Genomic DNA, 17,272 nt, shown 5'->3' on the forward strand with positions numbered 1-17,272 from the left:
AAAAACACGTTCAGGCAAAATTATGCGTCGAATTCTTCGAAAAATAGCCGAAGGTGATTTCTCTAGTTTTGGAGATACGACTACTTTATTGAATCCAGAAATTGTGGATGAAATAAAAAACGGAAAACTATAAAAACCGGATTAATTCAAATAAAAAAGGCAGTGCAAAATGCACTGCCTTTTTTTAAACTAAGTGTGTTTATTGTTTTATAAACTTAAGGACTTTAACTTCATTGTTATCATTTAAAGTTCTTACAAAGTACATCCCTTTAGCAAGGTCACTAATTGTATATTGATAACCTTTTGATTGTTCCGAATTGAAACTTTTTACTAATTGTCCAGTCATTGAATATATTTCCAACTTAGAAGAATTTGTATTTAAAGTAAAATAGTTCGAAGATGGATTTGGATACAAATGTATTTCCTCAATAAATTCATAATTAGTTGTTCCTAAAGTTGACTTTTGGTTACCATAAATCAAGAACTGTCCCGACGGAATTGTCAAAGGCACACTAACATCCGTAACGTTGATACTTGTATTATCCATTAAATTATACCAAGTTCCTGTGTAAGGAAAGCTAGGTACTATAGTTAAGCTAGCCACTGAAAAATTACAAAGAACCACAACATTTTTAAGCTGTGATGAAAGTAACGAATTGTCATAAATATAGATTCTTTGCTTCACATTGTTAGCGTCAGGACTAATTACATAGCTACCTTCAAAAATAGGCTCTTGAATTTTTAAAGCAATCATTTTTGACCAATCATTATAAATTTTTAATCTTTGAGAAACGCCTAACCAATTATCTGTCCATTGTGGTTGAGGTTTTGTATTAAGCTTACAGTCACCAGCAGTAAGATCTGTTTCGGTATTAACGGTTCCATTATTACAGTCATAAATAGAGTTTTGCATCCCTAAATCAGCAAAGTGCCAAATCATTTTTGGACCAGGAACTAGCAAGGAAGCTGCTCCAATAGCAGACATTCTCGCTAATGAGTTATTCAAGTTATTTAAGGGTGTTAATACATTCGGATTTCCATAAGTCATTGCACTATACATCAACCGTTCTTTGTCATGACTTTCAGGATAACCCATTAATCTTTTTGCTGTAAATCCATGAGCATCGGACCCAATTCTACTGATATCACCTCCTGTAGCCCAACCCTCGATGAGTTGAGAATAAGGATAGGTCATTTCACCCCACATCATTACTCCTTTGCTCGGCGTTTCACCAATCCTATAATTGGCCCATTGTTGCTCCTCACTATCAGAACCTAGATGTTCAAAAATTGCATAATGTGTTGGGTCAAGACTCCAAGAATAATCAGCATAATCTTTAAGAATAGGAACTCTGTCTGATGGAGAACCATTTGTACAAGCATCATCACCAGCAGAACACAATTGTGTAAATCCTTTAGTTAAATCCCAACGGAAACCATCAATTTTGTATTCTTGAATCCATTGTTTTATAACTCTTTTCACATACGTTTTAGTTACTGTTGCAGAATGATTAAAATCGTTTCCAACACTATAACTGTGTTTTGCAAATTCATTAAAATAAGGGTTTTCAGAACTTGCATCTCCCCAACCATCACCATCAGGATCTTTCATCCACATTCTTACCATTGGGTTTCTTCCAAAAGCGTGATTCAAAGCAACATCCAGAATTACGGCAATCCCGTTTTGATGACATAAGTCTACCAATTCTTTTAGCTTATCTGAAGTTCCATAAAATTTATCTAATGCCATATGAAAAGCTGTGTTATATCCCCAACTTTCATTTCCTTCAAACTCCATTATAGGCATCAATTCGATAGCATTAATATTAAGATTTTTAAAATAGCTTATTCTGTCTATTAAACTTTGAAAATTCCTATTAGCATCAAAATCTCTAATTAAAACTTCATAAACAATTAGGTCTTCTTTTTTTGGTTTATTAAAATTAGTCACTTGCCAATTGTAAGCGGCTTGCCCTGTTTTTAAAACCGTAACTTCACGTTCTTGACCTACTGGATAAACTGGAATGTTAGGATAAGATGTTGAAGGAATTGTTGGATCATCAAAAGGAGACAAAACTAAAGTAGAATAAGGATCTGCTGTTTTTACTAATCCTGGCGAACCTGCAAGTGGAGTTGTATCTACAACCCAATATTGATAGTTATAATTTGTTCCAGAAACCAAACCTGACAACTCTAACCAGAACTTACCCGTTGTTGGGTCTTTCTTCATCGCATAACTTATACCAGGTAGCCAATTGTTGAAACTTCCTGCAACATAAACAAAGTCTTTCCCAGGTGCATCTAACACAAGAGTAGCTTTTGTTGCATCGGTTGGATTGTAATTTATTCCTTCTTCAACATTCGCTGGCAAAGCCTCAGATATTGTAACAGGATTAATCATTACAGTAAATTTATATACGAAAGAATCCACACCTTGGGTAATTTGAAGTTCATAACTTTTATTTGCAGTTACGTTTGTGTCCGTAAAGCTATAAGAAGCTGTTGTGGCAGTATTTATACTTACTCCATTGGCTAAAAGGTTATAATTTGCATTCCCATTAGTGTTAGTTGCCGAAACTGTAAAGTTTTGCCCTGAAGTAATAATAGTATTACTATCTGAAACTGGTTGTCCTAATACACTTTGAAAAGCACCTACATTAAGAAAAGTATCAGCAGATTGTATATTCCCAGAAGATTTATCATCTCTAAAAACAACACAAATTTCAGTTATTGAACTTCCAGCAGTAACCCCAAAGGAAGTAAATAAATCAGGTGTAAGATCTAATTTATAGGTAGTTCCAGAAACAAATGTCAAAGCGGGTTGGGTTGTATTGTTTCCCCAACTTCCTTTTACATACTGCCAGCGAACACCATTTACAGTCAATCCTATGTGCGCATAAATGGTTCCTGTATAAGCAGCTAATGGAGTTCCAGATTTATTGAAATTTATTGTAACCAAACCACTTGCAACCGCCGGTGAAGGTGTGGTAGTTGTTTGCGCTAAACTTATAGTTGATACTAGAATAAATAATAATATAATTTTTTTCATATAAAATGGATTTAATTAAAAAAAGGGCTACCAAAGATAGCCCTTTTTTTTTAGTTTAAATTACGCTATTGTTTAACCATAGTATAAGTATAATTTCTTGGTTTACTTAAATCTAAAGTGATTAAATAAGTTCCAGCTGTAGTACTAATATTAGTACCTCCTCCTTCTAAAGTTCCATCTGCACCAGTATCTCCAAAGTTAAGATCCCAAGCGCCATTAGCTCTAAATTTTAAACCGTTATCTGGAGCTGCTTGAGTGCTTAACGTAGCTGTCACTGTCCAAGTTTTTGATGCTGCATCATAAGTCATAGGGGTATCTGTAGACCAACCTCCTGCTGTTCCATTACCAATAATAGCCCAAGTAGTTTTTGTAGCAGAATAAGTTAATTTATCAGTATCTGCTTTTAATAAATAGTATCCTGTAGCAGCATCACAATTTCCTCCACCAGGGCTTTTTAAAACTCCTGAAAAAGTACCATCATCTCCATATTCTGGACCAGCACTCCAAGCATAAACTCCTGCAGCTGTTGGACCAACTAATTTGTATCCACCATCTAACCATACATATCCTTCATAGTCTGTTTTTCCAAAAGCAGAAGCAGCAATTCTTGGAGCTGTATTTGGAGACCATCCTTGGTGATTACCAGGTACTGCTAACTGAGGTAAGTCAGTAGTGTAAGGTGTTACTAAATAACTTATAACAGTTGAGTAAGTTGTACCGCTAGCTGTTGTACCAACAGTTGCAACAATTCTTACATCTAATCCTCCTTCAGTAAAAGGAAGTAAACCAGCAGCAATAGCAGCACCATTCAATGCTGATGAAGCTACAGTAGCGTAAGTTTTAGTAGTTGAAGTTACATCAATAGGGCTAGCAAAATTATTACCCGCTTTATCTACCTGAACTAAATAAGTTACTTCAGTTGGTGTACCATAATCTGCAGCAGACCAAGTTAGTGCTAGCGCAGGATTTAATGGTGTTGTAGGACTAAGAATAACACCTTCTCCAGTAACTGGTGATAGAATTTGAAATGAAGCTTCAGGTGTTAAGAACATTAAGTTTTGCTCATCTGTACAAGATGAAAACCCAGACATTAGGGCTATTGCTAAAATAGTTTTTATTATATTTTTCATAATTTTTTGAATTTTAAAGATTGTATTAATAACCTGTGTTTTGAGTTAAATTAGGATTCGCTGCAATTGAAGCAGATGGTATAGGAAACACTTTCAAATTATTCGAAATTGCGATTCCATTAGAACCATTTCCTTTCCAAGCCCAGTTATAACTACCTCCAGTATATTTTGCAAAACGAATTAAGTCTTGTCTTCTATGAGCTTCCCAATGTAATTCTCTTGCTCTTTCATCTAAAATAAAATCTAAAGTCACATTTGATGCTGAAACATTTGCGCTAGAAGAACCATTATTTGCTCTAACTCTTAAATCATTAATGTATCCAAGAGATTGTACTGTTGCGTTAGCAGTTGCACTACCATTTACTGCTCCATCTTTTCTCATTTGAGCTTCTGCATACATCAAGTATACATCCCCTAATCTAAATAAAGGAAAATCAGTATCAACAAAATTAGAACTTTTACCAGCTACTCCAGCAGAAGTTTTATTTGAAAATTTAGATAATACAAATCCTTGATCTCTATCTGAGATATCAGCAATTTCTATATTTCTAGTTCCAGAAGTAATTGTTTTTCTAGTATCAGTTGCAAATTCTGCACCATCAAATTTCTGAACAAATTGTTTTCTAAGTCTAAGGGCACCACCCCAACCACCAACTCCTAGAGCAGCTCCATTACCTTCAATCGAACCAACTTCGCCATTGATGATTACAGTTGTTGCACCATAGTTTTGTGTCACAAGTCCGTCTGCTTGTAATGTAAAAATCATTTCAGAAGAAGTGTTGTTATCAGCATTAAAGTTGTTCAAATATTTTGAATTTAATGTGTATCCACCTGCAATGATTTCAGAACATTTAGTAAGACATTCAGTATATTTTGGAGTGCCTATGTAAACTTCAGCATTTAAATACATCTTAGCCAAAATCATTTTAGCAACTGCTTGGTCTAATCTTCCGTATTCATTTGTTCTAGGCGCCTTTAAATTTGGCATTACTGCATTCAATTCTGATTCAATATATGTAAATAATTGCGCTCTGTCATATTGAGGTCCTTTAAAGTTTAAAGGGTCATTTTCTGTAATTAGAGGCGCTTTACCAAACATATCCATCAAATTATAATAAGCGTAAGCTCTTAAAACTTTTACTTCATCTCTGTAAGCATTAATTTCTGTAACTTTTGCTGCATCTGTAATACCTCTTGAGGCTAACATCTCAGGAGCAGATTGTCTTAGAAATTCATTTGCAATAGCAACTTCAGCCATTGTTCTACTAAACATACCCAACAAAATAGGATTGCTTGAAGTCCAAATGTTTCTTTGTAGCTCTCTAACACCTTCGTCATTTTCATAACTCCAGATTACTTCATCTGTAGTTAAATCTTGTAGATACCACAAACATCTACCAAACTGACTTGTACCTGCATCAATTCCTTCTAGAAAAGAAGAACCCGCATCACCTGTTCCTGTAAGGGATAAGTTTCCATAAACCCCAGCTAATGCTTGTTTGTACCCTTCTGGAGTGGCAAATAATGCATCCGAAGTAAATACCCTTTGGTCTTTTGACACTACATCCAAATCTTTAGTACAAGATTGTAGTGTGGCAAACAAGACTAGGATATATATAAAATTAAATTTTTTCATAGTGTTTTTATATTAAAATTTTATATTAGCTCCAAACAACAAAGAACGTTGTCTAGGATATATTGTACTATCAACTCCATTGTTTGTAACTTCAGGGTCAAGACCGCTGTAATTTGTTAAAACAAATGCATTTTGAACTCCAGTAAACATTCTTAATGAAGCTTTACCTTCTAACCATTTTGGGAATGTATAACCCAGTGTGATATTATCCATTCTTAAATAAGAAGCGTTTTCCACAAAAATGTCAGACAACACTACATTTGAAGTAGTAGTAAATCCTGTTTGAGTCACCGATGTTGGAATATTACCAAGAGCTCCTCCAGTACTTAATAATGCATATTGAGCTTTACTTGCATCAACTGCATTAAATACTCTATTTCCAATACTTGCTCTTAAGTTAAAAGAGAAATCAAGGTTTTTGTAATTAAGACTAGTTGAAAATCCAAAAGTAGCATCTGGATCTGGATTTTTATATATGTACTTATCAGATGCGTTGATGATACCATCTCCGTTTAAATCTGCATAAGCACCTTCGATTGGTTTTCCAGAAACATCATACAATTGTTTGTATAACATAAAGGAATAAGGTGTAAATCCTTCACTAAATATTTGCCCTTGCGTACCTGTACCAGCTAAATTACTACCAACTCTAATATCGCTATTATAAATTAAGTTAGTGATTCTTCTTTCAAATTTAGTAGCATTAATGTTTACATTCCAATTAAAAGTATCGCTTTTTACAACATCAGCATTCATAGAAACTTCAATACCCTTAGTTGTAAAGCTACCTACATTTTGATAAGCTCTATTTGAAAAGTTACCACCATCAGCAACAGCTGCTTTTACTAACAAATCCTTAGTGTCTTTGTAAAATACATCTACTGCTCCAGTGATTCTGTTGTTAAAAACTCCATAGTCGATACCAGCATTATAAGTTGTAGTTTCTTCCCATTTCAAGTTAGGACTTAAAGGTGATGAAATTGCAATTGGAACTGCAGTTGAGCCAAAATAGTATTGAGAAGATCCACTTCCTGTTACATATTTTTGCAAGTAATCATTTGCAGCCGGAATATCTTGTTGACCTGTAATACCATATCCTAATCTTAATTTTAAATCTGATAAAGTAGTACTATCTTTAAAGAAATCTTCCTTCATTTTCCAAGCAAATGCAGCTGCTGGGAAATTACCCCAACGATTAGCTGGTCCAAAACGAGAAGAACCATCTCTTCTATAAGATAAGGTTAATAAATACTTATCATTAAAATTTAAATTAGTTCTACCAAAGAAACCTATCAACACTACATCAGTATCAAGAGTTGTTCTAGGGAAACCTGTAATACCAGTTGGTAAGTTAGGATCCATAATGTTTCCTGATTCAAATCTGTTACTTTGGAATTTTTGATATGAATAACCTGCAGTAGCATCAAAAACAAGTTTTCCAAATGTATTATTGTATACTAAATAAGCATCTAATAATTTGTTTTTTCTGTCACTTGTAGAGAATTCATTTGTACCATAAGGAATGTTATTATTCGAACCTGTAGAAGCAACAGAACCACTATCAGCAAGTCTTGTTCTATCACCTTTAGCTTCATCAAAACCTACATTTACAACCGCTCTTAAAGCTGGGAAGAAATGAAATTTATAATCTAATTCGAAATTTCCAAATACTCTATTATTTGACCCAGTATCATAAGTTTGTAACAACTGAGCAACTGGATTTCTAGGTGTTTGTGGTGTTAATGGATAAAGTCCGTTAGAACCAGCACCGTGGTATTCAAAAAATCCACCATAAGCAGCTCCATTATCCCTAACTGGTTGAGTAGGATCATAAGCAAGTGCATTTCCTTCTACTCCGTCAGCAAAACGATTGCTTTCATTAGAATAGTTAGCATTCAATTTTACTTTCAAATGATTATCAAGAAAAGAAGGATTCATTGCTAAACCTACTGTATTTCTATTGAAAGTATTTGTCAATCGTAAACCTTCTTGATAGGTATTACCTACTGTCAAACGTGTAGGAATTGCATCGAATAAATTTCCTCTAATAGATATATTATTATCTATATAATCCGTTCTTCTATAAATTTCTTTTTGCCAATTTGTATTAGCAGTTCCTAGTTCAGAAACTCTAGCTGGCAATTTATCAGCAATAATTTGTCTAAAAGTATTTGCATCAAAAAGATCAATTGTTTTTACTAAGCTACCTGATCCATATTGAACATTATAGTCAACAGCTAATATTTTACTTCCCTTTTTAGTTGTAATAATAATTACACCATTCGATGCACGTGAACCATAAATTGCAGTTGCTGACGCATCTTTTAAAACCGTAATCGATTCAACAGTACTAGGGTTTAATGATGCTAAAAATGAAGTAGAACCTGTACTTGTAGTATTTTCAATTGGCAAACCGTCAATCACAATAAGCGGATCATTGCTTGCAAATAAGGATGAACCTCCACGAATTCTTATTTCAGAACCTGAACCAGGAGCACCACTTGTATTAACTGTCAAACCTGCTACTCTACCATTTAAAAGGTTTTCAGTAGTAACGTTTGCACCCTTGTTAAAATCTTTGGCAGTTACTGTTGTTACAGATCCTGTTGCATCTTTTTTCTTAACAGTACCATAACCTACTTGTACAACTACCTCTTTCAATTGATTTGCATCTTCTTCAAGACTTACTGTAATTGTTTTTTGATTATTAAATACTATGACTTCGCTTTTATAACCAATAAAAGAAAAAATGACACTGTTGCCTTTCTTAACATTCGCTAATTGAAAATTTCCGTCAAAATCAGTTGAGGTCCCGTTTGTACCTCCTTGTATATTTACATTTACTCCTGGAATTGGCTGTCCTGATGCTTTATCAAGAACTTTTCCACTAAATGTGTTCTGACCCAGAACACAAAAAGGAAGGAGCAGCAATAAAAATAACAACTTTTTGTAAATTGTTTTCATACTTTTTGTTTAAGTTAATTTGGTTTTTGTTATACTTTACCTTTACTTCGAATGTTAAAATTAAATAAATATTAACGCGTTCGACAATGTCAAAAATTAATTAGGTTACGAAAACGTGGTAGTGTTGAAAACTTTATATTTTTTTGACATATTTAAGGTTAATTTTGTCATAATTTAGATTTATCCTAATCTTTATTAAGAAAATGATTTTTATCAAATCCGTATATGAAAAAGAAGATAACACTCAAACAAATTGCTAGAGAACTTGACGTCTCCATTTCGACTGTTTCTAAATCTTTAAGAAATAGTTTAGAAATAGGTGAAGAGACTAGATTGAAAGTACAAGCATTTGCTAAATTCTATAACTATAAACCTAACAATATTGCGCTTAGTTTAAAGAATAGAAAAACAAAAGCTATAGGAATTATCATTCCAGAAATTGTGCATTATTTCTTTTCTACTGTAATTAATGGAATAGAACACGTAGCCAATGAAAAAGGTTATAGTGTCATCATCTGTTTATCTGACGATTCCTTTGACAAAGAGGTTTTAAATATGGAGCTTCTTGCTAATGGAAGTATCGACGGATTTATTATGTCGCTTTCTAAGGAAACCCAACAGAAAAAAGATTTTCACCACATTAGCGAAGTAATTAATCAAGGAATGCCCGTAGTAATGTTTGACCGAGTAACCAACGACATTCATTGCGACAAAGTAATCAATAATGATGAATTAGCAGCATATGAGGCCGTACAAAGCTTAATAGATAAAGGAAGAAAAAAAATTGCTTTGGTAACAACTGTTGATTATGTAAGCGTTGGAAAACTAAGAACTGACGGATATACTAAAGCCCTTTTAGACAATAAAATACCTTTTGATGAAAATCTAATTATCAAAATTGAAAACATTGATAATTGCGGAATACAAATAGAAAAATTACTCGAAGACAAAGCTATAGATGCCGTTTTTGCAGTCAATGAGTTATTTGCAGTAACCATCATTAAAACCGCCAACAAAATGGGATTAAAAGTTCCCGATGACCTTGCGGTTATTGCTTTTACGGACGGGATAATTTCTAAATATTCTACTCCAACCATTACAACTATAAGCCAAAGAGGAATGGAAATGGGCAAAGTAGCAGCAAAAATTCTTATCGAAAGACTAGAATCAGAGGAAGAAGAAGATCAAGAAGAAGATCAAGAAGAAACATACAAAACAGTAGTGATTGAAACTCGCCTGATAGAAAGAGAATCAACAAATTAGACTAAAATTATTTACTTATTAAACTATTTCGTTGTAGTAAAAGAGTTTCTTGAATTATTTTTTTAGAAAATTTGAAATTCAAAATATATTTTTACATTTACATCATTCAAAACTTTTACTTTTACTTCGAAAAATGAGTTAAGTTTTGATAAGCAAGGTGCTTATCGTACATTTAAAACAATATACGATAATGAAAAAACCCGAATTAAGTTTTTGGCAAATCTGGAATCTAAGCTTTGGATTCCTAGGAGTACAAATTGGATATTCACTACAAAATGGTAACACCAGTAGAATATTGGAAGCCCTTGGCGCCGATGTTCATAGCATAGGCTATTTTTGGTTAGCAGCACCTCTAGCAGGTTTAATTGTTCAACCCATCATTGGTCTTTCAAGCGATAAAACCTGGACACGTCTTGGACGCAGAATCCCATTTATATTTTTTGGTGCAATCGTTTCCGCTTTGGCAATGTTTTTTATGCCAAACGCAGAATACTTTACCTATTTGTTACCGCCATTAATTTTTGGTGCCATAATGCTTCTTTTAATGGATACTTCATTTAATGTCACAATGCAACCCTTCAGAGCCCTTGTTGGTGATATGGTAAATGATGACCAAAAAAATCTTGGTTATTCTTTGCAAAGTGCTTTAATCAATTTTGGAGCTGTTTTTGGCTCCTTGTTGCCTTGGATTCTTGCCAAAGCAGGAGTTGCAAATATACCTGCTGCTGGCGAAAAAGTAGCAGCGTCAGTAATATGGTCTTTCTATATTGGAGGAGCGATTTTATTAGTAACTGTTCTTTGGACTGCTTTTAGAACCAAAGAATATGCGCCAAAAGAACACGCACTTTACAATGACATCGACTTAGAATCTGAAACTGTAACTGAAAAAACAAGCATCTTAAAATTGATTTCGAATGCTCCAAAAATCTTTTGGCAATTGGGAATTGTACAATTCTTTTCTTGGTTTGCCTTATTTTTAATGTGGGTTTACACCACTAGAGCCATCGCCAATCAGATTTGGGGTTCAGAAGCATTAGATCCAAAATCAATTGGTTTCAACGAAGCTGGTGATTGGACAGGCGTTATGTTTGCTTTTTACAGTGGAGTTGCAGCTTTATTCTCCTTACTTATTCCTACAATTGCAAAATCAATTGGCCGTAAAAAAACCTATAGTTTTTCTCTAATAATGGGAGGAATCGGATTGGCATCTATGTATTTAGTACACGACAAAACTATTTTATTACTTTCTATTTCAGGAGTTGGTTTAGCTTGGGCAGCCATATTAGCTATGCCTTACGCAATGCTATCAGGTTCATTACCAGCCGATAAAATGGGAGTGTATATGGGATTGTTTAATGCCACCATTACCATACCACAAATCACTGCGGGTATTTTAGGAAGCACAATACTTGTTCTATTTGGAGGTTTTCCAATGGCAATTATTGTAATCGCAGGAGTTTCAATGTTGATTGCCGGACTGGCAGTATTTTTTGTAAAAGAAAGTCATTCAACAGCTAAATAAATTAATTAAAATTAATGAATACAAAAGCATTTATATTCGACCTTGACGGCGTAATTGTTGACACGGCAAAATACCATTTTTTGGCTTGGCAAAAAATCGCCAATGAATTAGGAATCGAATTTACCCACGAACATAACGAATTATTAAAAGGCGTGAGTCGAGTACGCTCACTCGAAATTATTTTAGGATTAGGAAATGTTGAAGCTTCTCAAGAAGACAAAGACAAATGGCTCATTCAAAAAAACGAAGACTATTTGTCCTATTTAGTAGATATGGACGAAAGTGAAATCCTTCCAGGTGTAATGCCCGTTTTGAAATATTTGAAAGAGCAAAATCAATTAATAGCTTTGGGTTCGGCAAGTAAAAACGCTAGACCTATTCTAGAAAAAACAGGAACGCTTTCCTTTTTTGATGCCATTGTTGACGGAAACGATGTTTCAAATGCAAAACCTGATCCCGAAGTTTTCCTGATTGCTGCAAAATTATTGGACAAAAAACCGAAAGATTCGATTGTTTTCGAAGATTCAGTAGCAGGAATTCAAGCAGCAAATATCGGAGGAATGATAAGCGTGGGAATTGGCGAAGCATCCACATTACACGAAGCAAAATACATATTTAAAGATTTTACTCATATCGATAAAAATTTTATTGATAAATTGATTAAAGGATAATAAACGAATAGAAAACAGAAAGAATGAACCAAGATTATATAAAACCAGACAATTGGTCCGTCATTGAAGAAGGATTTGATGTAGACAGTGTGAAATCATCCGAAAGTCTTTTCAGCATTGGTAACGGTGCAATGGGACAACGTGCCAATTTTGAAGAAAATTACTCAGGAGAAACTTTTCAAGGAAGTTATATTGCAGGAATTTATTATCCTGACAAAACTAAAGTGGGTTGGTGGAAAAATGGTTATCCAAAATATTTTGCCAAAGTACTAAACGCTCCAAACTGGATTGGGATTGACATCGAAATCAATGGAGAAAGTCTTGATTTGAATGCTTGCACAGCAGTAAAAAAATTCCGTCGCGAGTTGAATATGAAAGAAGGTTGGTACAACCGTTCATTCGAAGCCACTTTGCAAAACGGAACCGAAGTTGCTGTAAATATTCGTCGTTTCCTGTGTATGGATTTGGACGAAGTTGGCGTTATCAATTACGAAATTACCCCTTTAAATAAGGAAGCAAAAATAGTTTACAAACCTTACATTGACGCTGGCGTAACCAATGAAGATGCCAACTGGGAAGAGAAATTCTGGGAACCATTAGAAACAAAAGACCACGAAAACCAAGCTTTTGTAACGGCTCAAACTTTCAAAACGCATTTCAAGGTGACAACTTTTATGCAAAACAGCATTTTAGAAAATGGTAAAAACCTGAACCTTTTACCTGAAATTGTTTCGGCAACTAAAGAAAAAATTCAATTTAGTTATGCTGTTTCCGTTGCTAAAGGCACAACATCATCCATCCAAAAAATTGGTGGTTATACTGTTTCCTTAAATCACGAAGACACCCTCTCTGGAGCAGAACAAGTAATCAAAGCTGCTTTAGCAAAAGGTTACGAGCAATTATTATCTGAACAAATCGAAGCTTGGGCAAAAATTTGGGAAATGTCAGACATCACTATTGATGGGGACGTAAAAGCGCAACAGGGAATTCGTTTCAATATTTTTCAATTAAACCAAACCTATTCTGGTAAAGATTCTCGTTTGAATATTGGTCCAAAAGGTTTCACCGGCGAAAAATACGGAGGTTCAACTTATTGGGATACTGAAGCCTATTGCATTCCATTTTATATGGCGACCAAAGACCAACAAGTGGCGCGAAATTTATTGACGTATCGTTTTAATCAATTGGACAAAGCGATTGAAAATGCTAAAGATAATTTAGGATTTAAAAACGGTGCGGCTTTATACCCAATGGTGACAATGAATGGCGAAGAATGCCACAACGAATGGGAAATCACACACGAAGAAATCCATAGAAATGGTGCGATTGCATTTGCTATTTTCAATTACCATCGTTTCACAGGCGATTATTCTTATATTCCTGAAAAAGGCTTGGAAGTTTTAATAGGAATTGCTCGTTTTTGGCATCAAAGAGCTAACTTTTCGAAAGACAAAAATCAGTATGTGATTCTTGGAGTTACGGGTCCAAACGAATATGAAAACAACGTAAACAATAATTTCTATACCAATTATATTGCAAGATGGTGCATAGATTATACACACGATCAAATTCAAAAAGTGTCATTAGAATATCCATCTGACCATAAACGCATCATCGAAAAAGTAAAATTATCAGATGCTGAATTGCAAGATTGGAAAAAAGTTTCGGGCAATATGTACTTTCCAAAATCGGAAGAATTGGGAATTTATTTGCAACAAGATGGTTTCTTAGATAAAGATTTAGTTTTGGTAAAAGATTTAGATAAGGGTCAACGACCAATCAACCAAAAATGGTCTTGGGACAGAGTTTTGCGTTCGCCTTACATCAAACAAGCCGATACTTTGCAAGGGTTTTACTTCTTTGAAGATCATTTTACAACGGAACAATTACAAAAACATTTCGATTTTTACGAACCATTTACAGTTCACGAAAGCTCACTTTCTCCTTGCGTGCATTCTATTCAAGCAGCAAAATTGGGCAAAATGGATATGGCCTACACTTTCTATTTAAGAACTTCGCGATTAGATCTTGATGACTATAACAAAGAAGTTGAAGAAGGCTGTCATATCACCTCAATGGCCGGAACTTGGATGAGTATTGTAGAAGGTTTTGGAGGAATGCGAGTGAAAAACGACGCACTTCATTTTTCTCCAAAAATCCCAAAAGAATGGACAGGTTATTCCTTTAAAATTAATTTCAGAAATCAAATTTTGAAAGTAGTAATCAATCATAAGGAAACGCAATTCTCACTCGAAGGAACTAAAGAATTGACTGTTTTTGTTAATGGCAATGCCATATTGGTTGAACCAAATAGTTTGGTTGTGGTCTAGCTAAAAAGTCAAAACCATATAAGGCATATAAGGACATATAAGAAAACTTAAATGAACTTATATGCCTTATATGGTTAAATAATAAAGTTGAAATATATTTAATTGTTTATCAAATGAAAAAACTACTTTTATTTTTCCTAATTTCCTCAACTATGTTTGCACAAATCGAAAGAATAGAACCTCCTTTTTGGTATGCTGGAATGCATAATCCCGAGTTACAAATTATGTTTTACGGCAAAAACATTGCGCAATTCCAGGTGACTGTTTCTAATCCGATTAAAATTACAACCATAAAAAGAACCGAAAATCCCAATTATCTTTTTGTTACCATTAATACTAAAAACATTAAGGCATCGGACTGTATTTTTACTTTCAAAGACAGCAATAAAAAAGCATTTACCCAAAATTATTCTCTAAAACAGAGAAGAGAAAACTCAGCACAACGAAAAAGTTATAATTCATCAGATATGATGTATTTACTGATGCCAGATCGTTTTTCTAATGGAAATCCAAATAATGACAGTAATGCTTCGACCACCGAAAATTATAATCGTGATTTGCCAGGAGGAAGACACGGCGGAGACATACAAGGCATCATTAATCACCTAGATTATGTTCAAGAATTAGGAGCAACAGTCATTTGGATTACGCCTCTTTGTGAGGATAACGAAGAGACATATTCCTATCACACTTACGCACAAACAGATGTTTACAAAATTGACCCTCGTTATGGAACTAATGAAGATTATGCACGATTAGCATCAGAAATGCATAAAAGAAAAATGAAATTAGTCCTTGATTATGTAACAAACCATTGGGGATTGCAACATTGGATGATAAAAGATTTACCTACTCACGACTGGATTAATCAATTCGAAACCTACACTCAAACTAATCATAAACGCACACTTGTTCACGACATTAACGCATCTAAAATTGACACTAAAGAATGTTTTGATGGATGGTTTGTACCTTCGATGCCTGATTTAAATCAAAGAAATCCTTTAGTACTAAACTACCTTACCCAAAATGCAATCTGGTGGATTGAATATGCCAATTTAGATGGTTTTAGAGTTGATACCTATAATTATGCCGAGCCAAGTGCCATTGCAAAATGGACAAAAGCCATCACTAATGAATATCCAAATTTCAATATTGTAGGTGAAATTTCAATGAGAGATCAAGCCCAACTTTCTTATTGGCAAAAAGATAGTCCAATAGGTAAAATCCAAAATTTTAATTCTCATTTGCCAAGTGTAATGGATTTTATTCTATCCGATGATCTTTTATCCGTTTTTAATGAAGATGAAGGTGGCTGGGGACGAGGAATGGAAAAAATCTACGACAATTTTTCCAATGATTTTCTGTATCCAAATATCAATAACTTGTTAATTTTTGCAGAAAATCACGATACCCATCGTGTAAATCACGTTTATAACAACGACATAAGAAAATACAAAATGGCGATGACAATTTTAGCCACCGTTAGAGGAATTCCTCAAACATATTATGGTTCCGAAATTGGTATGGCAGGAAACAAAGATAATGGCGATGCCGATATTCGCCAAGATTTTCCTGGCGGATGGGAAGGTGATGCAAATAACGCTTTTACCAAAGAAGGAAGAACGTTTCTACAAAATCAATATTTCGATTTTACTTCTAAATTATTCAATTGGAGAAAAAACAAATCTGCTGTTCATTTTGGCAAAATGACGCATTACATTCCGGAAAATAATGTTTATGTATATTTTCGATACAATACTTCCGAAAGCGTGATGGTTTTAATCAACAACAGCAATGACACTAGAACTGTAAAAACGAATCGTTTTCAAGAAAACATAGGAAATTTTAAAACAGGGAAAGACGTTATAACAGATCAAATAATAGCTATTACCAACGAAATTTCATTGGAACCAAAATCTGTTTTGATATTGGAATTAAAATAACAGATTTACACATACCAAACCCGACAGGTTTTAAAAACCTGTCGGGTTTAATACTAAAACTATGAAAAAATTACTTTTCTTATTATTTATAACTTCATTTTCCTTTTCACAAACAATTGATAGAAAATTCGAAAGTTTCAAAGAAGTAAATAATACTCTAGAAATCAACACTTCTGATGGGCAATACACCATCAAATCCTATTCGGAAAAAATTATAGAAACTTCTTTTATTCCAAAAGGAGACCCGAGCGACAGCGAATCGGCGAAGCAAACCTTCAATCCAACTTCAGAAGCAGTGGTTTTAGTTCCAAAAACAGGAATTTCAAAAATCATTGAAACGCCAAACTTTATAAGTCTTTACACAAAAGGAATTGTAGTAACTGTCCAAAAATCACCATTTCAAATCTCCTATTTCAATCAACAAAAGCTTTTATTTTCCGAAAAAAACGGTTATTTTAAACAAAAACATTTTCCGTTAGAGAATGTAAAAGGCAACATCAAAGCAGATTCAACAGAAGTAATTCAGTTCAATATCTCACCTGATGAAGTTTTATATGGTGGCGGAGCCCGTGCTTTAGGAATGAACCGCCGTGGCAATAAATTAGCTTTGTATAACCGAGCTCATTATGGTTACGAAACGCATTCGGAATTAATGAATTTTTGTATTCCAATGGTTTTATCGTCTAAATTGTATGCCGTTCATTTTGATAATTCTGCCATTGGCTACTTGGATTTAGATAGTAAAAAAGATAATACTTTAG

At 34.1% G+C, this 17,272-nt stretch carries 9 protein-coding genes and 1 pseudogene; 6 read left to right on the forward strand and 4 right to left on the reverse strand.

Annotated elements, in window-relative coordinates; all coding sequences use genetic code 11:
* Nucleotides 1-199: 199 nt before the first annotated feature.
* The 4 genes from PHC28_RS05575 to PHC28_RS05590 form a co-directional block, all read right to left on the reverse strand.
* Nucleotides 200-3,049 carry an alpha-amylase family glycosyl hydrolase gene (locus tag PHC28_RS05575; protein ID WP_300097105.1) on the reverse strand — a complete coding sequence of 950 codons (2,850 nt, stop codon included), beginning with the start codon at nucleotides 3,047-3,049 and terminating at the stop codon, nucleotides 200-202.
* Nucleotides 3,050-3,114: 65 nt separating this feature from the next.
* Nucleotides 3,115-4,179: a SusE domain-containing protein gene (locus PHC28_RS05580; RefSeq protein ID WP_300097107.1), complete on the reverse strand. Its 1,065-nt coding sequence runs from the start codon at nucleotides 4,177-4,179 to the stop codon at nucleotides 3,115-3,117.
* A 25-nt stretch (nucleotides 4,180-4,204) separates the two neighbouring features.
* A complete protein-coding gene (locus tag PHC28_RS05585) occupies nucleotides 4,205-5,815 on the reverse strand; it encodes a RagB/SusD family nutrient uptake outer membrane protein (RefSeq protein ID WP_300097109.1) in 1,611 nt (536 codons plus the stop codon).
* A gap of 12 nt (nucleotides 5,816-5,827) precedes the next feature.
* Nucleotides 5,828-8,779 carry a SusC/RagA family TonB-linked outer membrane protein gene (locus tag PHC28_RS05590; RefSeq protein ID WP_300097111.1) on the reverse strand — a complete coding sequence of 984 codons (2,952 nt, stop codon included), beginning with the start codon at nucleotides 8,777-8,779 and terminating at the stop codon, nucleotides 5,828-5,830.
* A gap of 225 nt (nucleotides 8,780-9,004) precedes the next feature.
* Here PHC28_RS05590 and PHC28_RS05595 point away from each other — a divergent pair, with 225 nt between their 5' ends.
* The 6 genes and pseudogenes from PHC28_RS05595 to PHC28_RS05620 form a co-directional block, all read left to right on the forward strand.
* Nucleotides 9,005-10,042 carry a LacI family DNA-binding transcriptional regulator gene (locus tag PHC28_RS05595; protein ID WP_300097114.1) on the forward strand — a complete coding sequence of 346 codons (1,038 nt, stop codon included), beginning with the start codon at nucleotides 9,005-9,007 and terminating at the stop codon, nucleotides 10,040-10,042.
* 190 nt (nucleotides 10,043-10,232) lie between these two features.
* Nucleotides 10,233-11,564 (forward strand): MFS transporter, encoded by a 1,332-nt coding sequence (locus PHC28_RS05600; RefSeq protein WP_300097117.1) that lies wholly within the window; start codon nucleotides 10,233-10,235, stop codon nucleotides 11,562-11,564.
* A gap of 14 nt (nucleotides 11,565-11,578) precedes the next feature.
* The gene (gene pgmB, locus PHC28_RS05605) at nucleotides 11,579-12,235 is read left to right on the forward strand and encodes a beta-phosphoglucomutase (protein WP_300097119.1); all 657 of its coding nucleotides are present in this window, start codon (nucleotides 11,579-11,581) and stop codon (nucleotides 12,233-12,235) included.
* A gap of 23 nt (nucleotides 12,236-12,258) precedes the next feature.
* Entirely contained in the window at nucleotides 12,259-14,565 is a 2,307-nt protein-coding gene (locus PHC28_RS05610; RefSeq protein WP_300097121.1) for a glycoside hydrolase family 65 protein, read from the forward strand.
* 113 nt (nucleotides 14,566-14,678) lie between these two features.
* The gene (locus PHC28_RS05615; protein WP_300097124.1) at nucleotides 14,679-16,511 is read left to right on the forward strand and encodes a glycoside hydrolase family 13 protein; all 1,833 of its coding nucleotides are present in this window, start codon (nucleotides 14,679-14,681) and stop codon (nucleotides 16,509-16,511) included.
* 61 nt (nucleotides 16,512-16,572) lie between these two features.
* A pseudogene (locus PHC28_RS05620) lies at nucleotides 16,573-17,272 on the forward strand (alpha-glucosidase domain-containing protein); the annotation flags it as partial.

Source organism: Flavobacterium sp., assembly GCF_028712645.1.
Classification (GTDB): domain Bacteria; phylum Bacteroidota; class Bacteroidia; order Flavobacteriales; family Flavobacteriaceae; genus Flavobacterium.